18 protein-coding genes, 3 tRNA genes and 1 pseudogene are annotated in these 21,427 nt (G+C 67.4%); 9 read left to right on the forward strand and 13 right to left on the reverse strand.

What is annotated here, in order from left to right:
- Positions 1–7: 7 nt before the first annotated feature.
- From KEC56_RS04430 to KEC56_RS04440, 3 genes are read right to left on the reverse strand one after another with little or no spacing between them, the layout of a single operon-like run.
- Positions 8–1,408 (reverse strand): threonine/serine exporter family protein, encoded by a 1,401-nt coding sequence (locus KEC56_RS04430; RefSeq protein WP_227529975.1) that lies wholly within the window; start codon positions 1,406–1,408, stop codon positions 8–10.
- Between the two features lie 58 nt (positions 1,409–1,466).
- On the reverse strand, positions 1,467–1,886 hold the full coding sequence (locus KEC56_RS04435) for a DUF6630 family protein (RefSeq protein ID WP_227529976.1): 420 nt from the start codon (positions 1,884–1,886) through the stop codon (positions 1,467–1,469).
- 38 nt (positions 1,887–1,924) lie between these two features.
- Positions 1,925–2,998 carry a hypothetical protein gene (locus tag KEC56_RS04440; protein WP_227529977.1) on the reverse strand — a complete coding sequence of 358 codons (1,074 nt, stop codon included), beginning with the start codon at positions 2,996–2,998 and terminating at the stop codon, positions 1,925–1,927.
- A 150-nt stretch (positions 2,999–3,148) separates the two neighbouring features.
- Between KEC56_RS04440 and KEC56_RS04445 the strand changes: the two are divergent.
- Both KEC56_RS04445 and KEC56_RS04450 read left to right on the forward strand, forming a co-directional pair.
- Positions 3,149–3,655, forward strand: a pseudogene (locus tag KEC56_RS04445) (IS256 family transposase); the annotation flags it as partial.
- Positions 3,656–3,677: 22 nt separating this feature from the next.
- Positions 3,678–3,956: a LysE family translocator gene (locus tag KEC56_RS04450; protein WP_308012997.1), complete on the forward strand. Its 279-nt coding sequence runs from the start codon at positions 3,678–3,680 to the stop codon at positions 3,954–3,956.
- A 199-nt stretch (positions 3,957–4,155) separates the two neighbouring features.
- On the opposite strand, the gene KEC56_RS04455 is transcribed toward KEC56_RS04450, so the two are convergent.
- The 4 genes from KEC56_RS04455 to KEC56_RS04470 are packed head-to-tail and all read right to left on the reverse strand — an operon-like array spanning position 4,156 to position 9,516.
- A complete protein-coding gene (locus KEC56_RS04455) occupies positions 4,156–5,082 on the reverse strand; it encodes a carbohydrate ABC transporter permease (RefSeq protein WP_227529978.1) in 927 nt (308 codons plus the stop codon).
- Positions 5,082–6,011 (reverse strand): carbohydrate ABC transporter permease, encoded by a 930-nt coding sequence (locus KEC56_RS04460; RefSeq protein ID WP_227529979.1) that lies wholly within the window; start codon positions 6,009–6,011, stop codon positions 5,082–5,084. Before KEC56_RS04460 ends, KEC56_RS04455 begins: the two co-directional genes overlap by 1 nt.
- Before the next feature lies 1 nt (position 6,012).
- On the reverse strand, positions 6,013–7,299 hold the full coding sequence (locus KEC56_RS04465; RefSeq protein WP_227529980.1) for an ABC transporter substrate-binding protein: 1,287 nt from the start codon (positions 7,297–7,299) through the stop codon (positions 6,013–6,015).
- 48 nt (positions 7,300–7,347) lie between these two features.
- On the reverse strand, positions 7,348–9,516 hold the full coding sequence (locus KEC56_RS04470; RefSeq protein WP_227529981.1) for an alpha-galactosidase: 2,169 nt from the start codon (positions 9,514–9,516) through the stop codon (positions 7,348–7,350).
- Between the two features lie 100 nt (positions 9,517–9,616).
- On the opposite strand from KEC56_RS04470, the gene KEC56_RS04475 reads away from it, so the two are divergent.
- The gene (locus KEC56_RS04475) at positions 9,617–10,729 is read left to right on the forward strand and encodes an ROK family transcriptional regulator (RefSeq protein WP_227529982.1); all 1,113 of its coding nucleotides are present in this window, start codon (positions 9,617–9,619) and stop codon (positions 10,727–10,729) included.
- Positions 10,730–10,927: 198 nt separating this feature from the next.
- Positions 10,928–12,165, forward strand: a protein-coding gene (locus KEC56_RS04480) for an IS3 family transposase (protein ID WP_227529983.1) whose coding sequence is annotated in 2 segments (ribosomal slippage) — positions 10,928–11,213 and positions 11,213–12,165 — 1,239 coding nt in all. Because the reading frame shifts where the segments join, the coding sequence is not laid out codon by codon here.
- A 9-nt stretch (positions 12,166–12,174) separates the two neighbouring features.
- Here KEC56_RS04480 and KEC56_RS04485 read toward each other — a convergent pair.
- Positions 12,175–13,242: an IS256 family transposase gene (locus KEC56_RS04485; protein WP_227529984.1), complete on the reverse strand. Its 1,068-nt coding sequence runs from the start codon at positions 13,240–13,242 to the stop codon at positions 12,175–12,177.
- A 137-nt stretch (positions 13,243–13,379) separates the two neighbouring features.
- Here KEC56_RS04485 and KEC56_RS04490 point away from each other — a divergent pair, with 137 nt between their 5' ends.
- Positions 13,380–14,360, forward strand: a complete 981-nt coding sequence (locus KEC56_RS04490) for a tyrosine-type recombinase/integrase (RefSeq protein ID WP_227529985.1) — start codon at positions 13,380–13,382, stop codon at positions 14,358–14,360.
- 12 nt (positions 14,361–14,372) lie between these two features.
- On the opposite strand, the gene KEC56_RS04495 is transcribed toward KEC56_RS04490, so the two are convergent.
- From KEC56_RS04495 to KEC56_RS04505, 3 genes are all read right to left on the reverse strand, one after another.
- A tRNA-Phe gene (locus tag KEC56_RS04495) sits at positions 14,373–14,445 on the reverse strand.
- Positions 14,446–14,517: 72 nt separating this feature from the next.
- A tRNA-Asp gene (locus KEC56_RS04500) sits at positions 14,518–14,591 on the reverse strand.
- Between the two features lie 27 nt (positions 14,592–14,618).
- Positions 14,619–14,691 (reverse strand) — tRNA-Glu (locus tag KEC56_RS04505).
- Between the two features lie 182 nt (positions 14,692–14,873).
- On the opposite strand from KEC56_RS04505, the gene KEC56_RS04510 reads away from it, so the two are divergent.
- Positions 14,874–16,310 carry a M23 family metallopeptidase gene (locus KEC56_RS04510; RefSeq protein ID WP_227529986.1) on the forward strand — a complete coding sequence of 479 codons (1,437 nt, stop codon included), beginning with the start codon at positions 14,874–14,876 and terminating at the stop codon, positions 16,308–16,310.
- A 58-nt stretch (positions 16,311–16,368) separates the two neighbouring features.
- Here KEC56_RS04510 and ppa read toward each other — a convergent pair whose 3' ends face one another.
- On the reverse strand, positions 16,369–16,860 hold the full coding sequence (gene ppa, locus KEC56_RS04515; protein ID WP_175986846.1) for an inorganic diphosphatase: 492 nt from the start codon (positions 16,858–16,860) through the stop codon (positions 16,369–16,371).
- A 147-nt stretch (positions 16,861–17,007) separates the two neighbouring features.
- On the opposite strand from ppa, the gene tilS reads away from it, so the two are divergent.
- Positions 17,008–17,997, forward strand: coding sequence for a tRNA lysidine(34) synthetase TilS (tilS, locus tag KEC56_RS04520; protein ID WP_227529987.1), 990 nt, complete (start codon positions 17,008–17,010; stop codon positions 17,995–17,997).
- A gap of 119 nt (positions 17,998–18,116) precedes the next feature.
- Here tilS and KEC56_RS04525 read toward each other — a convergent pair whose 3' ends face one another.
- A complete protein-coding gene (locus tag KEC56_RS04525; protein ID WP_227529988.1) occupies positions 18,117–18,692 on the reverse strand; it encodes a DUF937 domain-containing protein in 576 nt (191 codons plus the stop codon).
- A 103-nt stretch (positions 18,693–18,795) separates the two neighbouring features.
- Here KEC56_RS04525 and hpt point away from each other — a divergent pair, with 103 nt between their 5' ends.
- Together hpt and ftsH are read left to right on the forward strand one after the other, a co-directional pair.
- Positions 18,796–19,347 carry a hypoxanthine phosphoribosyltransferase gene (gene hpt / locus KEC56_RS04530; protein WP_175986853.1) on the forward strand — a complete coding sequence of 184 codons (552 nt, stop codon included), beginning with the start codon at positions 18,796–18,798 and terminating at the stop codon, positions 19,345–19,347.
- Between the two features lie 64 nt (positions 19,348–19,411).
- A complete protein-coding gene (gene ftsH, locus KEC56_RS04535) occupies positions 19,412–21,427 on the forward strand; it encodes an ATP-dependent zinc metalloprotease FtsH (protein WP_227529989.1) in 2,016 nt (671 codons plus the stop codon).

Genomic DNA, 21,427 nt, shown 5'->3' on the forward strand with positions numbered 1-21,427 from the left:
CGCGGCCTCAGCGCCGCAGGCGGGCGCGCGACTTCGAGACTCCGGCGAGCGTGGCGCGCAGTGGGGTGCCGAGGTAGAGGCCCAGGGACGCTCCGGCCGCGAGTCCGATGCCGATGGAGCCGGCGAGTACGAGCGGGGCGACGCCGTCCAGCATCCCTTCGGCCGTGCCGTCGGAGTCGACGACGCCGAGCAGGCCGCGGAAGACCGCGGTGCCCGGCACGAGGGGGACGATCGCGGCCGTCGTGACGGCCACGGAGGGCACGTGCACGCCGCGGGCGGTGAGGATGCCGATGAAGCTCGCCAGCAGCGCGCCGATCGCGCTCGCCGCACCCGCGTGCACGCCGAGCGTGAGCGTGAGGCTGTAGGCGACGATCGCGATCGTGCTGAGCACGGCGCTGACGAGGATGATGCGCAGGCCCGCACCGTTGAAGAGGGCGACGGCGACGGCGATGATGATGGCACCGGCGATCTGGGCCAGCATCGATCCGAACGGGATCGCGTCGGTCGGGAGAGGGATGCTCACGCCGACGAGGCGCGCGAGTTCGAGTCCGATGAGAATGCCGAGCACGACGCCGAGCGTCTGCATCGTGAGGTCGAGGATGCGGCCGCCCGCGGTCAGCGCGAATCCGTCGATGGCGTCCTGCGCGGCGCCGACCACGGTGAGGCCGGAGAGCATGAGGACGATTCCGGATGCCACGATGATCGACGGCTGCACGTCCGTGAACAGCGGGATGCCCGCGGCGCCGAGCGCGGAGACCACGGTCGTGACGGCGGTGATGACGAATCCACCGGCGATCTGGCTGAAGAACAGCGGCACCTGCAGGCGTGCGAGGCCCGCCTGCGTGAACGCGGCGCCGAGGGCGGCGACGAAGCTCAGCAGGATGATCAGTGGGGATGCGTCGTAGAGGATCGCGACGCCGACCGCGAGCAGCGCGCGGGCGATGATGACGACGATCGGCCGGTAGAGGAACGGCGTGCGGCGGATGACGCGAAAAGCCAGGCGGGCCTCATCCAGGTCCATGCCGTCCGTGATGTCGACGACGAGCGCCTGCAATCGCTGCAGCTTGGCGTGGTCGGGGGATGCCGCACGGACGACGCGGATCATCGTGGTCGGCCAGTCCTCCTCGCCGCGGTGGTACGAGACGCTGATGGCGTTGAAGTTCACGTCGACGTGGACGCCGGAGAGCCCGTACACCTTGGCGACGCGGATGATCGCGAAGGTCACATCGTGCGCGGACGCACCTGTGGCGAACATGGCCTCGCCGATCCGCAGGGCGAGGTCGAGGATCTTCACGACGACGGTCTCGTTCATGACCGTGTATGCCTCGGTGAGCGCGACTTGGGCGGGGTCGGTGCGGATCACCCGGCGCATCGAGTCGAGCAGGCGCGATCGTCGTTCGGTGGCCATGTCTCCATTGTCTCGAGTCGTGGCGGCGGTGCGGGCATCCGTCCGGGGATGCCGGGAATCAGGTGGTGAGCTTCGCGATCAGGGTGCCGATCTCGTCGACGTTCGCGGTCGAGACGGCGACGAGCGGATGCGCGTCCTCGTCCTCCGGGTCCTCGATGTGGACGAGGTGGAGGAGGTGAGAGGCGAGGAGCTGGTCGGCCTTGGCGATCGCGGCATCCAGGTCGTCGACGTCCCCGACCGGGTCGAGGTCGACATCGGCGCGGAACACACGGGGGAGCCCGGCGAGGGCATCGGCGAGTTCGACGCCGGTGTCGCTCCGGTCGAGGTAGGCGAGGGCGCCGGCGTCATCGAGGGCGTCGATCAGGGCGTCCCAGGGGTCGTCTCCCGCCTCGACGGCGTCGAGAACCGCCGGGGCGAACTCGGGGTCGTCGTCCAACAGGTTGCAGAGTCGGGTCCAGTCGTCGGTGGTGCTGGTCATGTCGATAGACGATCACACGTGGCACGGTCGTGCAAGGTTCACGCGTCCTGCGTGCCGACTCGGGACCACTCGTCGGCGTTGTCGGGTCGAACCCAGTGCTGGCGGGGGCCGTCCCATTCACGGGCGACGTCGGTGAGCCAGATGGTGGAGTCCGGCGCCCATCCGCCGATGACGGAGGCGTACTCGTCGTCGATCTCGATCAGCGCGGTCGCGCTGCGCAGGTACGCGAGCGTGCTCAGGTGCACGGCATCCCATTCGTGAGCCACACGCGACCAGTCGGGGATGAGCCAGCGGCCGGCGCGTCCCGTCACGCGGTACCAGTCGTGGCGGGCGGATGCGGTCACCTCCAGCGGGTACGCGCGGCACAGATCAACCCAGTGCTCCGGGGATCGGATCTCGAGCGTCCGACCGGCGCCGCGAACGGGGATGAGGGTGGCCTCCTCCCATCCGAGGGAGTCCTCGACGAGATCGAGGGCGCCCACGATGGTGCCGCGAGTCGCCAGGGTGAACACCGGGACGGACCACCAGGTGCCCGTCCACATCGCGCGCGGATCCGCCGGCCGCTCGCTGTGCGCCTCGGTCTCTTCGGTGCGGCGTTGATCCGACCATGTGGCGAGGACCGTATGTGGCGTCGGGAGCGGTGCGGCGTCATCAGGAGAGCGCCAGTCGACGGCCCATTGCTCGGTCCTGCGGGGCGCATCCCAGCTGCGAGCGGAATCGGATGCCGCGATCATTTCGGCGATCGGGCGCAACGCAGCGACGAGCTCGGGCTGGCATGCGACCACGTCGGTGCCGTCGGGTTCCTGCCAGTACATCGCGGTGTCGACGGATACGCGCAGGGCGGCTTGCACGGCCGCTTCATCGACGGGCGCGCTGCCGACGGGCTCGAGCTGCGCGACGAGGTCAGCCGTCGACGGGTCGGGCTCCTCGTATTCGGATTCATCACCGTCGCCGGTGCCGATCGTGATCAGTGTGCCGGGATTCCGGTCGGCTCGATGCGCGAGCCAGAACAGGACCTCGCTGACGTCGGACGAGACCGTGCGCGCATACTCGAGACAGAGCCTGCGGCCGCGGGGGCCAGCGAGGAGTGCTTCCGCGACGTCGTCGGTCATGAGTCCATCATGCCCGGGGCAAAGCAAAACCCCCGCGATGTAGAAGCTACGGGAGGGTTTCTGGGATGACTGTAGCGGTCATCCTTGTGGCTCCGACGGGCGTCGATCCCGTGACCTCACGATTTTCAGTCAGATTTGCGCCTCATCACCTGGTTGATGGAGCGCCGCAAGAGGTCCGAGGCCGCGATGATCAACGTGATCGCGGACTGCTGCCTCGCCGGAGTCTCGACCCGCCGGATGGACAAGCTCGTCAAGACTCTCGGGATCCACTCGCTGTCGAAGTCGCAGGTCTCCCGGATGGCCGCAGATCTCGACGAGCACGTCGAACAGTTCCGCCACCGGCCCCTGGGCGACGCCGGACCGTTCACTTTCGTCGCCGCCGACGCGCTCACGATGAAGGTCCGCGAGGGCGGCCGGGTCATCAACGCGGTCGTCCTCGTCGCAACTGGCGTCAACGCGGACGGCCACCGCGAGGTCCTCGGACTCCGCGTCGCGACCAGCGAGACCGGGGCGGCTTGGAACAGCTTCTTCGCCGACCTCGTTGCCCGCGGCCTGTCCGGCGTCCGCCTCGTCACCAGCGACGCCCACGCAGGGCTCGTCGAAGCGATCGCCGCGAACCTGCCCGGCGCGAGCTGGCAAAGATGCCGCACCCACTACACTCGTGAGCCAAGGACTCATTGTGGGCGTAACAAATCCGAAGACGATCGCGTTCTTCGTGGCGGTCCTTCCGCAATTCGTCGCGCTCGAAGCTGGCCCCGTCTGGTCGCAGCTCTTCTTGCTCAGAGTCGCGTTCCAGCTGATCGCGTTCTCCTGCGATAGCATTTGGGCGCTTGCAGCCGGCACCGCTCGGGCCTGGTTCGCGAAATCGCCTAGGTGTCTTTCCCGAATGTCCGCTACAGGCGGCGTGATGATGATCGGCCTTGGCGGCACCCTAGCTCTGACCGGCTCCAAGAGTTGAAACGGAGCAAGCTTGCGGTAGATTACGCCCCGCCCGCGCGACCATCTACTAACCAGAAATGCGCTACAAACCATCGCCTTCGATGGCTCGGAATCGTATTCAAGGACGGGAACCGCGATTCCATCTCGGATGGGTTCGACGCAGAGACAGACCGGCTCCCCACCGCCGGGAAGGTGGTGGGAAGCCGGCTTCTGCGCTGCTACTTGATGGATCCGCGCATCACGCCGGAGATGACCCAGCGCTGCGAGAAGATGTACACGATGAGCAAGGGCGCCATCGCCATCAGATACGACGCGAATGCCACGGTGTAGTCGGTGTTGTACTGCCCCTGGAACACGTACTGCGCGAGCGACAGCGTGCGATCCGACGGCGACGTCAGCACCACGAGAGGCATGATGAAGTCGTTCCAGGCCCAGACGCAGGTCAGGATGCCGACCGTTGCGTTCATCGGCATGAGCAGCGGGAAGATGATCTGCCGGAACACCCGGAAGGTGGAGGCCCCGTCCATCCGCGCCGCCTCTTCGAGCTCGATCGGGATCGAGCGGATGAAGGCGGTGTAGATGAAGATGTTGAGGCTCAGCCCGTAGATCGTATAGAGGATGATCATGCCCGCGGGGGTGTCGAGACCGAGCAGGGCGGTCTGCTTTACCAGCGGGAGCATGATGATCGGGAACGGGATGAAGAGGGCGGCCAGCAGGTAGTAGAACACGCCCTTGAAGAACGGCCGGTGCAGGTTGCGTGCGAGGGCGTAGGCCACGAGCGAGCTGGTCAGCAAGGTGAAGACGACCGAGCCCACCGTGATGATCGCCGTGTTCAACAACGCCTGCGGGAAGTCGGTGCGCTCCCACGCGACCGCGAAGTTGCCCCAGTTGATCGGCCACGGGAGCTCGAATCCTGTGCCGGATGCGAGCTGGTCCGGCGTCTTCAGCGCGACGGCGACCGCGAGGTACAGCGGCACGATGACGGTGAGCGAGCAGACCGCGATGAGCGCGGTGGCCCACCAGTTGGTGCGTCGGGTGTCGGAGTCATCACCGCCGCTCGGGGCGCCGAGGCGGCGCTTGCGGGGCACGACGAGCGCGCGGGTGGCCGGCGCCTCTTCGATCGGTGTGGTGACGGAACTGGACATCAGAAGTCGGCCTCTCTGCGCTGAAGGACCCGGAATTGGAGGAGTGAGACGATCGTGATCACGATGAAGAAGATCACGGCGTTGGCTGTCTGGTAGGCGAACTCGCCGCCTGAGAATCCGCCGCGGAAGATGAGCATCGTCACCGATTCGGTGCTGGTGCCGGGGCCTCCGTTGGTGAGGGCGATGATCGGGTCGAACACCTGCAGGAAGCCCTTCAGACTCAGCACGACGTTGATCGTGAAGAAGGCGCTGATCAGTGGGAAGGTGATGGAGCGGAACTGCCGGGCGGCGGTCGCTCCGTCGATCGAGGCGGCTTCGTAGATGTCCGCCGGGATGGTCTGCAGCCCCGCGAGATAGATGATGATCGAGAACGCGCAGGCCTGCCAGACCGCGAGCGCGACCACGGCAGTCCACGCCCACTCGGGGCTCGTCAGGATGTTGTCTCGGAACAGCGGGATGCCGGAGAGGATCTTCGGCAGCGAATTCGAGAAGAGGAACTGGAAGACGTACCCGACCACCAGCACCGCGAGGATGTAGGGCACGAAGTAGACGCCGCGCCAGAAGTTGCGGGCCTTGATCTTCGCATTGAGCCCCATCGCGATCGCCAGCGAGATCGCGTTGGTGATCACCGTGGCCACGATCGCGAACAGGAACGAGAAGCCGTACGCCCTGAGCACCCGGTCATCTCGGAAGATGTTGATGTAGTTCGCGATGCCGACGAAGTCCCACGTGCCGTACCCGGCATAGTTCGTGAAGCTGAAGAAGATGCCGATGGTGACCGGCAGAGTGTGGAACAGCGCGAATGCGATGACTGCCGGCCAGACGAACCAGTAGAACGCGCGGGGTGCGAGCTTGCGGCGCGGCCGCGACGGCACCGCATCGGCCGTGGCCTGCTCCGTCTTCACGGTGGATGTCGTGAGAATGGCCATCTCAGTCCTCCTCGGGGGTGATCGTGCGGGCGGCGACCTTGCGCCACTCGTTGTCGAGGGCGCGAAGAGCGGCATCCGCGTCTTCGTCGTAGAGGAACTGCTGCACGACGCCGACGAGCGGGATCGCAGCGGGCACCTGGTGGTCGATGAATCCGGTGATCTGTCCGTCGTCGAAGTACGGAGCGATCGACTGCAGGGCAGGGTCATCGCTCAGCTCGGCGTCGACGACCGAGGGGACCATGGTCTGCGAGGCGGCGAAGCGCTCGATGATCTCGGGCTGGAAGAGGAACTCGATGAAGCGCAGGGCCTCCTCGCGGTGAGGGGTGTCGCGGGCCATGGTGACGGCGACGTCGACTCCCGACACCAGCATGCGATCGGCGGGATCCTCGGGCACCGGGTACGGGAAGATCGCCGCGTCGATGTCGGGGTTGACGGCCTTCACGGGGCTGAGCGCCCAGATGCCCTGGAGCATCATCGCTGCGCCGCCCTGCGCGAACAGGGAGGTGCTGTCGTCGTAGGAGGCTCCGCGGTACCCGTCCTGGGAGTACTGGAATAGTTGCGCCTGACGCTCCATCGCCTCGGGGAAGTCGCTCTCGAACGACACGGGCGAATCCGGTCCGACCGAGTCTCCCTCGGAGCGCATCTCGTCGAAGAATCCGTCCTGGCTGTAGTACGCGCCGATGCCGTTCCAAGACGGCATCGCGGTCCAGTTCTCGGCGAGCGATGTCGAGAACGGGGTGATGCCCCGTTCGACGAGCGTGTCGCAGAGAGCGATCAGCTCGTCCCAGGTCTCGGGAACCTCGAGCCCCTGCTCCTCGAAGATCGCTCGGTTGTAGATGATGCCGTTGGCGTTGTTGACGTAGCCGAGGCTGTTCACCTCTCCGTCGGCGTTGCCGAGCTGCGCGAGGATCTCCTGCACGCCGGGGTTGATCGTGTCGAGAACAGGCTCCTCCGAGAAGTCGTAGAAGACCCCGGCTTCGGCGAGGTCGCCGAAGTTGCCGTTGCCGTTCAGCGTGATCACGTCGGGTGTGCGGTCCTTCACGAGCAGAGTGCGGATCAGCGTCTCCGAATCGGCGACCTGGTTCTGTACCACCCGGATGTCGGGGTTCTCCGCCTCGAACTCGGCGATGATCTCGTCGAAATCCTCGAGCGCCTCACCTTTGAACTGGAAGAAGTCCAGTGTCGTGACCTCGGAGTCCGCGCTCGACGCGCACCCTCCCAGGGCTCCGGCGAGGGCGACCACGGCGACTGCCGCGGCGACACCTCGGAGCGGATGGATGATCTTCATGTGCTGCGCCTCCTTGCGCGAGTGCGAGCCGGTCGAGACCGGCCCGGGTCAGGTGTGGGTGGTGATCTCGACCACGGTCGCTCGACCGGGGTACTGGACGGGGGGACGGATGCCGGCCACGGCGAGCTGGCGTCCGGTGAGCGCGACTCCCTGCTGCGCCCACGGAAGCTCGGACTGTCCTGCGTCGGGGCGTGCTCCGGCGGGAGCGACGATCGAGACGCGGTAGGTGCGGTCGGGGTCGAGACCCGGGAACCGCACACGGCCGGCGGGATAGGCGACCGAGGTGGCCTCCTGCGTGATCGTGAAGACGGCGTCGGACGCGTCGGCGGCCACGATCCCTCGCACGTCGATGCCGTCATCCGTTCCGTCGACGTGCACGACGTGCCCCGTGGCCACGAGGGGCCGGATGCGCTTGGCGAAAGCGACCCAGGCGGCGATGCGCGTGCGGTCGTCGGCATCGGCGACGGAGATGTCGCGTTCGATGCCGAAGTGTCCGAGTAGGGCGATGGCCGCGCTGAGGTCGAGGTCGGTCACGCGGCCGGTCGAATGCACCGTCTCGCTCGTGATGTGCGCCCCCATGAGCTCCGGCGGCAGCAGCAGACCGGTGTACCGCTGGATCGACAGCCGCTCGAGCGGATCGAGGCAATCGCTCGTCCAGATGCGGTCCGTGCGCTCGAGGATGCCGAGGTCGACGCGCGCACCTCCCGATGCGCAGCTCTCGATCTCGAGACCGGGATGCTGCGCCTTGAGCTCGTCGAACAGACGATAGGCCGCGAGCGTGTGCTCGTGCACGAGCGCGCCGGAACCCGGGCCCCGTCCGGCATCGACGAGGTCGCGGTTATGATCCCACTTGAGGTACGCGATCGGATACTCGTCCAGCAGCGCGTGCAGGCGGGCGGCGATGTACGCGTACGCGTCGGGGTGCGCGAGGTTCAGAACCTGCTGCTGTCGAGCCGACGGCGGCAGTCCCACCCGCGTGCGCAGGATCCAGTCCGGATGCTCGCGCGCCACGTCACTGTCGGGGTTGACCATCTCGGGCTCCACCCAGAGGCCGAACTCCATGCCGCGCGCCCGCACGTGGTCGACGAGCGGGTGCAGCCCCTCGGGCCACACCGTCTCGTCGACATGCCAGTCGCCGAGGCCCGAGGTGTCGTCGCGGCGCCCGCGGAACCAACCGTCGTCGAGCACGAAACGCTCGATCCCGACCTCCGACGCGGCATCCGCCAGGTCGGTCAGCCTGGTGAGATCGTGATCGAAGTACACGGCCTCCCAGGTGTTGAGGGTGACGGGACGCGGCCGCTGCGGATGCTGCGGGCGGGCCCGCAGCTCGTCGTGGAACCGCCAGGAGAGTTGATTGAGGCCGTCGCCCCACGACCCGATGATCCACGGTGTGGTCACTGCCGAGCCGGGCTCGATCGTGATCTCCCCCGAGCCGTAGAGCTCACCACCGGCGAGGAACGCCTCACCGGTGACCATGCGCTCTGCCAGCAGGGTGTGGTTGCCGCTCCAGGCGACATGGATGCCGTGCACGCGCCCGGTCTCGAACCCGAACCCCGGGCGTCCCGCGCACAGCAGCAGGGTGGCATCGGCGCCGGGACGTCCGCGCCGACTGTCGCGGCTGTAGCTGCCGAATGTGAAGTCATGGCGCTGCGGCGAGCGTTCGCGCAGGTGACGCCCGGTGGTGTCGAGGATCTCGGTCGCATCCCACGGCAGCGGGAACGCCGCGGTGAGCCGCTGCACCGTGTACGGGCTCGCGCCGCTGTTGCGCAGGGTGACGCGCTGATGGAACAGTCCCCCGTGGCCGACGCGCAGCTCGAGGGTCGCGGCGAGCCGCCCTTCGTCGTCGGTCAGCGAGATACGAGCGGAATCGGTCGTGGCGTTGACGGCCGAAACCGCCCAGCGGATGCTCACGCCGTTGCCGTCGCGATGTCCCTCGATTCCGGGGGTGCCGAGCCACCCGTGGGCCGGGGTCGGCAGAACCGAGAGCACGGGCGTGATGTCGAGACCGCCGGAGACGCGCTGCGGCACCGCCGCCAGTGCGAGGCCGCGCAGAGTCGCCGGCTCGGCGTCGCCCAGGTCCTCACCCCAGTGCACGATCGACGGCGGCGAGACCGTCGACACCACGACGCTGGTTCCTCCGGCACGCAGGTGCAGGACGTCGGCGTCGCGAGCGTCCAGCGGGGCCGACGGTTCGAGGATCACGTCATTGGAATGCACGGATTGTTTCTATCACGGAATTAATTAGGCGGTCAAGAGCCTGGTTGACCGGTCCACGCGCGTTCATATATGCCATGATGAAAGAAACGAGGGGGTTCCAGTGCTATCGGAGAGCGAGGCAGCGGTCGCAAAGACCGTCCTGATCCACGGGCCCATCTCCCGCGCGACCCTGGCCACCCGCCTCGGACTCTCGCCCGCGAGCCTCACCCGCCTGACCCGGCCGTTCGTCGACCGCGGGATCCTGATCGAACTCGACGACGTCGCCGAAGGCGTCGGACGACCGTCCCGGCCGCTGGAGATCTCCTCCGATCTCGGCAGTTTCGTCGGCGTGAAGATCACCGGCGAGCATGTCTACGCCGTGCTGACCGACGTCCGCGCCCGTCTGATCGGCGAGCACGTCGTCGCACTCGACTCTCACGAGCCCGCAGATGTGCTCGACGCGGTGAAGACCGCCGTCGAGCGGGTCTCGGGCTCGACCCCTCCCCCGGTGGGCATCGGCGTGAGCCTCGGCGGAATCACCGACGGCACCACCGTGGAGTGGGCGTCCTTCCTCGAGTGGACCGACGTGCCGTTCGGCGCCATACTCGAGGAGGCGACCGGCCTGCCCGTGCGCGTCGAGAACGATCTGGTCGCACTCACGGAAGCTGAGCGCTGGTTCGGAGCGGGCAGAGGCCTCGACGGGTTCGCCGTGATCACCATCGGCGCCGGCGTGGGCTACGGACTGGTCGCGGGCGGCACCGTCGTGCGGACACCTGATTCCGGGATCGGCCTCGGCGGACACATCCCCCTCGACCCACACGGTCCCATCTGCCAGGAAGGGCATCGCGGGTGCTCACAGGCGATGCTCACATCTGGGTCCATTGCCGCCCAGGCCGCGATGGCACTCGGTCGTCCCGTGACCTACGACGAGGTACTGGATCTCGCCCAAGGCGGCGACCGCGCCGCATCCGCCATCATCCACTCCAGCGCGCAGGCGCTCGGTCGCCTCATCGCCCTCGCGGCGAACCTCACCCTCTACTCCGATGTCGTGTTGGCGGGCGAGGGGATGCGACTGTTCGACGTGTCAGAGCATACGGTGCGCGCCGCCGTCATTGAGTCCCGCGACCCCCGCTCCTCGGAGGTCCGCCTGCACATTGATGACAGCGGATTCACCGGCTGGGCCCGCGGCGCAGCTGCCGTGGCGATCCAGGACGCGTTCGTACGCCTCGACTGACGAGACCGGATCTGGGCCTGTGTCGTGTCAAGTTCGGCATCCGAGCGTGTAATAGACGGTCAAGCCCCAGGACGTGGTGGAGCCGTTGGTGATCCTTCGGGTGTTGGTTAGGCGGTGAGCTCGAGCACGGGATCGCTCACCTCCTCGGTTTGAATCGGCCTGACTTTCGTTCCGTTCTTCAAGTAAGGATGGAACACGATGAACAGGAAGTATTCGCCGGAGATGCGTGAGCGGGCGCTGCGGATGCTCGCGGAGACGCGGCCTTCGCACCCGACGATGATGAGCGCCGTCCGGCACGTGGCCGGATTGCTAGGGATGAGCCCGGAGACGTTGCGATTGTGGCAACGCCGCTACGAGGTAGACGCCGGCGTGAAGCCCGGCGTAACGACCGAGCCGGCCGCGGAGATCAAGCGTCTGCAGAAGGAGGTCTCGGAGTTACGGAAAGCGAACGAGATCCTCAAGGCTGCGAGCATCTTTTTCGCGAAGGAGCTCGACCACCCCTCGACGAGATGATCCGGTTCATCAACGAACAACGGGATCGTTTCGGGGTCGAGCTCATCTGCCAGGTCCTCCGACCGGCAGTGAGAGGATTCCTCACGTCACGCGGCTACCGCGCTGCGGTGAACCGCACTCCATCCGCCAGGCAGCTGCAGGATGACCTGCTAGTGCCCGAGAGCGTCCGGCTGCACGCAGAGAACTACGGGGTCTATGGGCGCCGGAAGATGCACGCGCTGATGCGGCGACAGGGATGGGACATCGGGCGTGATCAGACCGAACGGCTGATGCGTCTCGCCGGTGTTCGCGGGGTGCGCAAGTCCAAGCGAGTGTTCACGACGAAGTCTGATCCCGCCCTGCAGCGTCCGACGGATCTCGTCAACCGCCGATTCACCGCCGACGGTCCCCGCCGGCTCTGGGTCTGCGACGTGACCTATGTCGCGACGTGGTCCGGGTTCGCTTACGTCGCGTTCGTCACCGACGTCTACTCACGTCGCATCGTGGGCTGGAACGTCGCGGCCACGCTTCGGGCGGAGATTCTGCCGATGCAGGCGCTGGATATGGCGGCGTGGGACGCCGGCGATGACCTCACCGGGCTTACGCACCACTCGGACCACGGCTCGAACTACATGGCGATGGTCTACACCGACAGGATCGTCGAACTCGGCGCTGTTCCCTCGACCGGGACGGTCGGCGACAGCTTCGACAACGCGATGGCAGAGGCGGTCAACAACCTCTACCAGACCGAGCTGATCCGCCAACGCGGTCCCTGGCGGACCGTCGAGCAGGTCGAGCTCGCGACCCTCGAATGGGTGTGGTGGTGGAACAACTCCCGCCTCCACGGCGAGCTCGACATGCGCACCCCACTCGAGGTCGAGCAGGCGTACTACGCTGACCAACAATCAGCCCAACCGGCCCCCGCCAGACAAGGCTCCCGATAGGAACGAAAGTCAGGCCGATTCAGTTGCGGTGTCGGGGATGAGGGTGAGTCGGGGCTTGGCGAGGCCGAGGTAGCGGCGTCCTTCGGCCCATTCATCGGTCTGCTCGGCGAGGGCGGCACCGACGAGGCGGATGATCGCGTCGCGGTTGGGGAAGATGCCGACGCTGTCGGTGCGGCGGCGGATCTCGCGGTCGAACTGGGCGTTCACCGCGGCAGCGTCGGGCTGGTCGTAGACGGAGTGCAGCATCGCTTTGACCGCCGGCCACATGGCCTTCGGCGTCACGGACATCAGGTTCGCCGCGTAGTGGGTGCGGCAGCGTTGCCAGGCCGCGCCGGGCAGGTTCGCCGCGATCGCTTCGACGAGGCCGTGATGAGCGTCGGAGGTGACCAGGCGAACTCCGGAGAGCCCGCGGGCGACGAGGTCGGCGAAGAACGAGCTCCAGGCCGCTCCCGTCTCGCTGGTCGCGACCCGCAGGCCGAGGACTTCACGGCGGCCGTCGGCGTTGACGCCGGTCGCGACGAGCACCACGGCGTTGATCACGCGCCCTCCTTCACGGACCTTCATCGTCAGCGCGTCCGCGGCAACGAACGTGAACGGGCCCGCGTCGCCCAAGGGCCGGTGGCGGAACTGCTCGACGTGCTCGTCGAGCTCGGCGGCCATCCGCGAGACCTGCGATTTCGAGAGGGAATGGATCCCGACGGTCTTCACGAGTTTGTCCATCCGCCTCGTCGAGACGCCGGCGAGGTAGCGGTCGGCGACGACGGTGATCAGCGCGGTCTCGGTCCGTTTGCGGCGCTCGAGCAACCACTCCGGGAAGTACGTGCCCGCTCGGAGCTTCGGGATCGCGACATCGATCGTCCCAACACGGGTGTCCAGGTCGCGGTGCCGGTAGCCGTTGCGTTGCGCGACACGGTCCGGGCTCGGCGTGCCCCATTCCGCGCCGGCGACGGCGTCCGCATCAGCGGACAACAGCGCGTTGATCGTGGTTTGCAGCAGGCTGCGCATCAGATCCGGCGCCGCGTCGGTCAGGGCTTCAGCGAGCACGCTCGCAGGGTCGACAATATGAAGTGCGGTCATCGTGATGATGCCTTTCGAGTGGAGGTAAGAGACTTCTCGAAGGATCACACGGTGACCGCGCTTACGTCGTAAGCGACGAGCCGGCCACCGCGGGCTACACCACCTTAAGGGGCACTACTGACCCATCACGCTCGAAAGTGAGCGTTGCAGACGTCGCCGCGGAGTGGATCGCTGGCCAGGTGCAGATTAAGCCGAGCACGCTTTCGGGCTACCGGTACACGCTCGATCGCCACATCCTGCCCGCGTGGGGGAGCCGTCGGCTCGTCGAGATTGGCCACGGTGAGGTGCAGGCGTGGATCACGACCTTGGCGGAGGGTCTCGCTCCGTCGACAGTGCGCCAGATCTACTTTGTTCTCGCGGCTCTGATGAAGTACTCGGTGAGGGACGGGCGTATCAACCGTGACCCCACTGATGGGGTGCAGATGCCGCGCAAATGGGCGACGGATCGCGGCTATCTGTCGCACGACCAGGTGGCGGCCCTCGCGCACGAGTGCGACGGACACGCCGACCTCATCGCTCTCCTGGCCTACACCGGCCTCAGATGGGGTGAGATGGCCGCGCTGAAGGTTTCGTCCATCGACTTCGCCCGCAGGCGTATCGACGTCCGTGAGGCGCTTACGGACGTGCGCGGGACTCTGGTTCGAGGAACGCCGAAGACGCACGAGCGCCGCTCGGTACCGTTCCCCGCCTTCCTCGAAGCGCCACTGCGAGAGCGAGCGGCGGGGAAAAGCCCCGATGAGCCGCTGTTCGTCTCCAGCAGAGGGCTGGAGATGCGCAACGGCAACTTCCGCAAGCGAGTGTTCCTGCCAGCGCTGAAGCGCCTCCAGGAGCGCGACACGAGCTTTCCGACCGTGACTGTGCACGATCTACGTCACACGGCCGCATCGCTCGCGATCTCAGCAGGCGCGAACGTCAAAGCCGTCCAGCGAATGCTCGGCCACGCGTCCGCCGCAATGACCCTCGATGTGTATGCAGACCTGTTCGACGACGATCTTGACCACGTGGCCGGTCGTCTCGACGTGGCGGCGGGCGAACGTGTGGCCAAAATGTGGTCAAGTCCCTCGCCGGGGAGCGCGGTTGCGGAAACGAAAAAGCCCCCGATCCCAGTAGAAGCCTAGGATCAGGGGCAGTGGCTCCGACGGGCGTCGATCCCGTGACCTCACGATTTTCAGTCGTGCGCTCTACCAACTGAGCTACAGAGCCATGCGGCACATCGTAAATCCGCCGCATCCTAGACGAAAGGCCCTCTTCGAAAAAAGGGCCCGTCGCTTAGAGCGACCCTGACGGGACTTGAACCCGCGACCTCCGCCGTGACAGGGCGGCACGCTAACCAACTGCGCTACAGGGCCATAACTTTTCAATTGTATCGGATGGAGTGACCCCAACGGGATTCGAACCCGTGCTACCGCCGTGAAAGGGCGGCGTCCTAGGCCGCTAAACGATGGGGCCGAAGGGTGTCCCGGGGGACTTCCTTGCCGACGCTCAAGCATAAGGGATGTTTCGACGAAAACACGAATCGAGGGCGAGCCTGCCGGTACCCCGGGCGTTTCGGGAGGACGATGAATGCAGGGCCGTGCCCTCATCCGCAGACGTCAACCTGTTGCGGATGTTAAGGATGTTGTTACTGTGGCATGAGTGAATTCGGCGAGAGGGGCCGTGTGGACGTCGAGCAGTCCCCGATGGATGCTGCGCTCGAAGCAGGCGACTCCTGCAACTGCGCGCCCAGCACCGCCGAGCGTCGTACCCTCTGGGACAAGAGCGGGCTGACGCGCCGGAACGCCCTCGGTGTCGGCGTCCTCAGTGTCGCCGCTCTCAGCGCCTTCGGCATCGGCTCCGGCGTCAGCGCCGCCTATGCCGCGTCGTACCCGAGCTGGGACGACGTCCAGCGCGCCAAGCAGAACGAGGCGGCGAAGGCGTCCGAGGTCTCCCGTATCCAGGGCCTGATCCAGTCGCTCACCCAGAAGGTCGCCGAGACGCAGGCGGCCGCCGAAGCCGCCGGCAACGAGTTCTACGAGGCGCAGCAGGCCTACTTCGAGGCCATCGCCGAGGCGGAGGCGCTCCAGGCGCAGGCCGACGAGCAGGCGCAGATCGCCGACGAGTCCGCGCGCAAGGCCGGTCAGGTCGCCGGGCAGCTGTACCGCAATGGCGGCGATGACACCGCCCTGGAGCTGTTCTTCTCAGGCTCGGCCGCGAACGCCGATGAGCTCCTCTCGCGTCTGGGCACGATGGACAAGCTCCTCGGCTACAACCAGTCCGTCTACGACAAGGCCGTCGCCGCGCGCAACTCCGCGCAGTCTCTCAGCGACCAGGCCGCCGTCGCACGCACCGAGCGCGACCGGCTGCAGAAGATCGCCGAGCAGAAGATGCTCGCCGCCCAGCAGGCGGCCACCGCCGCCCAAGCCGCGCTCGACGAGCAGACGGAGTACCTGGGCACCCTGCAGGCCCAGCTCGCCGCGCTCAAGGACACGACGGCCAAGACCGTGTCCGACTACCAAGAGGGAGAGCGCGTCCGCAAGGCCGCCGAGGAGGCGCGGCGGAGGGCCGCTGCCGAGGCGGCGCGCAAGGCTGCCGAGGAGGCGCGCAGGGCTGCCGAGGAAGCTGCCAAGAACAACAACAGCGGCGGTGGCGGTGGCGGCGGCGGTGGCGGATCGGCCGGTACCGGCGGCTGGGTGCGCCCCCACGGCGGATGGCGAAGTGCCGGGTTCGGCTGGCGTCCCAGGCCGTGCTCCACGTGCTCCAGCTACCACTACGGCGTCGACCTCGCCAACGGCTGCGGCGCTCCGATCTTCGCCGCCCACTCGGGCACGGTCGACTACGCGGGCCCCAACGGCAACTACGGCAACTACATCCGCATCCAGCACGGCGGGGGCGTGGCCACGGGGTATGCGCACATCGTGAACGGCGGCTTCGCCGTGCGCAGCGGCGCCAGCGTCAGCGCGGGCCAGGTCATCGCCTACGCCGGCAACACCGGTGCGTCCGTCGGCTGCCACCTGCACTTCGAGGTCTACATCAACGGCGGCTACACGAACCCCATCGCCTTCCTGGCGGCGCGCGGCATCTCGGTCTGACCGCAGACGCCCGAGACGCGAGAAAGCCCCGGCCGCAGCCGGGGCTTTCGTCGTCAGATCAGTGCTGCTGTTCGCCGAAGCGCGCGATCGCCTCGTCGAGGATGCGCTGCGCCTCAGCGGCGTCGCCCCACTCGTCGACCTTGACCCACTTGTTCGGCTCGAGGTCCTTGTAGTGCTCGAAGAAGTGCGCGATCTCCTTCTTCGTGTACTCGGCCAGGTCGCCGACATCCTGGATGTGCGCCCAGCGGGGGTCCTTGGAGAGCACGGCGACGAGCTTGTCGTCTCCGCCGGCCTCGTCGCTCATCTTCAGGACGGCGACGGGGCGCACCTCGACGACGACGCCGGGGTAGATGGCGTGGTCGAGCAGGACGAGGACGTCCAGCGGGTCGCCGTCCTCGCCGAGCGTGTTGTCGAAGTAGCCGTAGTCAGCCGGGTACCCGAAGGTCGTGTAGAGAACGCGGTCCAGGTGGACGCGGCCGGTCTCGTGGTCGACCTCGTACTTGACGCGGCTGCCGCGGGGGATCTCGATGACGGCGTCGTGTGCGCCCATGCGTGTGCTCCTCGGAAATCGGTAGGGATGCCGGAGCAAGCTTACCCGCGCGCCCCGACGAGCCTGTTCAGCGGTCTGGCGAGAGCCCGGTCAATGCCAGCAGGAACAGCGCGAACGCGCTGAACGTCCAGCGGCTAGCGTGGTGAGGTGCCATCACTGAGCCCCGCTATCGCCGAGATCCGCCTCGCCGTGCGCACCGCGCTGGGGAGCCTCCCCGAGAGGGCGAAGGTGATCGTCGCCCTCTCCGGCGGTGCCGATTCGCTCGCGCTCGCGGCGGCTACCGCGTTCGAGGCGCGCTCGCGCGGGATCGAGGTCGTCACCGTCACGATCGACCACGGGCTGCAGGAGGGCTCTGCGGATGCCGCGGCATCCTCCGCCGAGAAGGCCGAGGCGCTCGGCAACCGCGCGATCGTGGAGCGCGTCGACGTCGCCGCTGACGCGAACGGACCGGAGGCCGCGGCGCGCGACGCGAGGTACGCGGCTCTCCGCGCTGTCGCGGCCAGGGAGCGTGCCGCCGCCGTGCTGCTCGGTCACACGCTCGACGACCAGGCCGAGACGGTACTGCTCGGGCTGTCCCGCGGGTCGGGCGCCACGAGTCTGCAGGGCATGGCGCCGCGCCGCGAGGACGAGGACGGCACGATCTGGATGCGCCCCATGCTCGCCGTGCGCCGTGCGACGACTGAGGCGTTCTGTGCGGCATCCGATCTCGAGCCCTGGAACGACCCGCACAACCGCGACCACCGCTTCACCCGCGTGCGGGTGCGCGAGAACGTGCTGCCCGTGCTCGAGACGGAGCTCGGGCCCGGGATCGCCGAGGCCCTGGCACGCACCGCCGAGCAGCTGCGCGAGGATGCCGAGGCGTTCGAGGAGATGATCCACGAGACGATCGAGGACATCGTCGAGCACGCCGAAGCGGGCATCTCTGTGAGCGTCGCAGCGCTCGCCGCGAATCCGGCCGCGCTGCGCAACCGAATCATCCGCCTCGTCGTCGACAGCGAGTTCGGCGTGAGCCTGACGCGATCGCAGACGCTCGAGGTCGCGCGGCTCGTCACGGACTGGTCGGGTCAGGGCCCGATCGACCTGCCGGGATGCTCGGCAGCGCGCCGCGGAGTGCGGATCGTCTTCACGGCGAAGTAGGCGGCTTCGACTCGCTCCGCTCGCTCAGCCCGTTTCGTCTTCGGGCTGTGCCCTCGCTCAACGACCCGCGGGTGAGGCGTTGCGGGTCGTTGAGCGAGCGCAACGAGGAGTCGACGCGGCTACTTCTTGCCGCCGAACAGGCCGCCGAGGATGTCGCCGATCCCGCCGCCGCCCGAGGACGAGCCGCCGCCGAGGATGCCGCCCAGGATGTCGCCGAGGCCACCGCCCGAGGATGCCCCGCCCGCATTCCCGCCGCCGAGCAGCCCGCCGATGATGTCGCCGAGTCCGCCGCCGGAGGAGCCGTCTGCCGACTTGTTCTTGTTCGCGATCAGGCCCATGATGATCGGCGCGAGGATCGGCAGAAGCTTGCCGAAGTCGATGCCGGGCGTCTTGTCGGAGGAGTTCAGTTTCGCAGCCACCTGCTCGGCGTCGTCGCCGAGCACGTGCTTGACGATCTTCCCGCCGTCGGTCTGGTCGACGTCGTCGACCTTCTGCACGGACGTCGCACCTTCGTGACGGCGGAGTGCGCTCTGGATCGCAGCGGACCCCTCCTCGGTCTGCGCGTTCTTCGCCAGTCCGCTCAGCAGCACCGCGCCGCCCTGCTCGACGGCCTTCGAAGCCTCGGCGGGTGAGACGCCGAGCTTGGCGGCGATGTCGTCGATGGGCACCTGCTTGAGGATGTCGTCAAGAGCCATGGGAGATCCTTCCGTCGTGGGCGTCCGCCCGCTCGATGATCACAGTATGCCGAACGCCCAGCATCGGTCACCTGAACCAGCATCGGTCACCTAAAATCGATGCATGCGCGCGGCTGAGATCCAGGACGACCTTGCAGACATCCTCGTCACCGAGGAGCAGATCAGAGCGAAGCTCGATGAGCTCGCCGCCCGGGTGGCGAAGGACTACGAGGGCAAGGACCTGCTGCTGGTCGGCGTCCTCAAGGGCGCCGTCATGGTCATGGCCGACTTCGCCCGCGCTCTGCCGTTCCACGCGCCGATGGACTGGATGGCCGTCTCCAGCTACGGATCCAGCACGAAGTCGAGCGGTGTCGTCCAGATCCGCAAGGATCTCGACACCGATCTGCACGGCAAGCACGTGCTCATCGTCGAAGACATCATCGACTCCGGCCTCACGCTCAGCTGGTTGCTCGAGAACTTCGAGTCCCGCGGCCCCGAGTCGATCGAGGTACTCGCGCTGCTGCGCAAGCCCGAGGCGGCGAAGGTCGAGATCGACTGCAAGTACGTCGGCTTCGACATCCCCACCGACTTCGTCGTCGGTTACGGTCTCGACTACGACGAGCGCTACCGCAACCTGCGCGACGTCGCCGTACTCGCGCCGCACGTGTACTCCTGACGCCGGTACGCCGTGGGCGAATCACAGCGGGGGCCTAGGGCGCGCGCGATACGCTGAACGCATCATGGACGTGAAGAAGATCACCCGGAATCCACTGCTCTACGTGGTGCTGATCGGTGTTTTGCTGTTCGGCGGGTTCCTGCTGATCTCGAACCTCGGTGCTCCCAAGCAGATCACGACCCAGCAGGGCCTCGACCTGCTCGGCGGATCGACCGTGACCGAGGTGACCACGACCGATGGCGACCAGCGCGTAGACATGACCCTGTCGAAGGCCTTCGAAGGCTCGGAGCAGGTGCAGTTCTACTACGTCGAGGCCCGCGCGGACGAGGTCGTGAAGGCCGTGAACGCCGCCGAGCCCAAGGACGGGTTCAACGACGTCGTGCCCCGCGCGACCTGGTTCGACGGGTTCCTCTCGCTGCTTCTCCCGCTCGTCCTGCTCGGCCTGCTGTTCTGGTGGCTGCTCTCGTCCATGCAGGGCGGCGGCGGCAAGGTCATGCAGTTCGGCAAGTCCAAGGCGAAGCTCGTCAACAAGGAGACCCCGACGGTCACCTTCGCCGACGTCGCCGGCGCCGACGAGGCCATCGAGGAGCTCGAGGAGATCAAGGAGTTCCTCCAGGACCCCGCCAAGTTCCAGGCGATCGGCGCCCGCATCCCGAAGGGCGTGCTGCTGTACGGCCCTCCCGGAACCGGCAAGACGCTCCTCGCCCGCGCCGTCGCCGGCGAGGCCGGCGCCCCGTTCTACTCGATCTCGGGCTCGGACTTCGTCGAGATGTTCGTCGGCGTCGGAGCATCCCGCGTCCGCGACCTGTTCAACCAGGCCAAGGAGAACTCCCCGGCCATCATCTTCATCGACGAGATCGACGCCGTCGGCCGCCACCGCGGCGCCGGCATGGGCGGCGGCAACGACGAGCGCGAGCAGACGCTGAACCAGATGCTTGTCGAGATGGACGGCTTCGACCCGAACGCGAACGTCATCGTGATCGCGGCGACGAACCGTCCCGACATTCTCGACCCCGCTCTCCTGCGCCCCGGCCGCTTCGACCGTCAGATCGGCGTGGATGCTCCTGACCTCAAGGGCCGCCTGCACATCCTGCAGGTGCACTCGAAGGGCAAGCCGCTCTCGAAGAGCGTCGACCTCGAGGTCGTCGCACGCAAGACGCCGGGCTTCACCGGCGCCGACCTCGCGAACGTCCTGAATGAGGCGGCGCTCCTGACCGCGCGCTCGAACGCGCAGCTCATCGACAACCGGGCGCTCGACGAGGCCATCGATCGCGTGATCGCCGGACCCCAGCGCCGCACCCGCGTCATGAAGGACCGCGAGAAGCTCATCACCGCGTACCACGAGGGCGGTCACGCGCTCGCCGCCGCGGCCATGAACTACACCGACCCCGTGACGAAGATCACGATCCTGCCGCGCGGCAAGGCCCTCGGCTACACGATGGTCATGCCCGTCGACGACAAGTACTCCGTGACGCGCAACGAGCTGCAGGACCAGCTCACCTACGCCATGGGCGGCCGCGTCGCGGAGGAGCTCGTCTTCCACGACCCGACCACCGGCGCCTCGAACGACATCGAGAAGGCCACCGGCATCGCCCGCAAGATGGTCATCGAGTACGGCATGACCACCGAGCTCGGCCCGGTCAAGCTCGGCTCCGAGGGCGGCGAGCCCTTCGCCGGGCGGGACTACGGCCGCGGACGCGAGTACTCCGAGTCGATCGCCGAGCGCGTCGACGTCGAGGTGCGCGGCCTCATCGAGCAGGCGCACGACGAGGCGTACAAGGTCATCAGCGACAACCGCGACATCCTCGACCGCCTCGCCCTGGCCCTCCTCGAGGAGGAGACCCTCGACCACAACCAGATCGCCGAGATCTTCAAGGACGTGCGCAAGCTCCCCGAGCGCCCGCAGTGGCTCTCCAGCGACGACCGCCCGGTGTCGGATCGCCCGCCGATCGAGGTGCCCAAGCGCGTCATCCCGGCCGATGCCGCAGCGTCGGTCGAGGCGCCGGCGGACGCCCAGGCCGCACGCGGAACCGCAGGCGGCGCTCCCGCTTCGGGGCAGGCTCGACCGGCGACGGCCTGA

Source organism: Microbacterium tenebrionis, from assembly GCF_020682665.1.
In the GTDB taxonomy this organism is placed as follows: domain Bacteria; phylum Actinomycetota; class Actinomycetes; order Actinomycetales; family Microbacteriaceae; genus Microbacterium; species Microbacterium tenebrionis.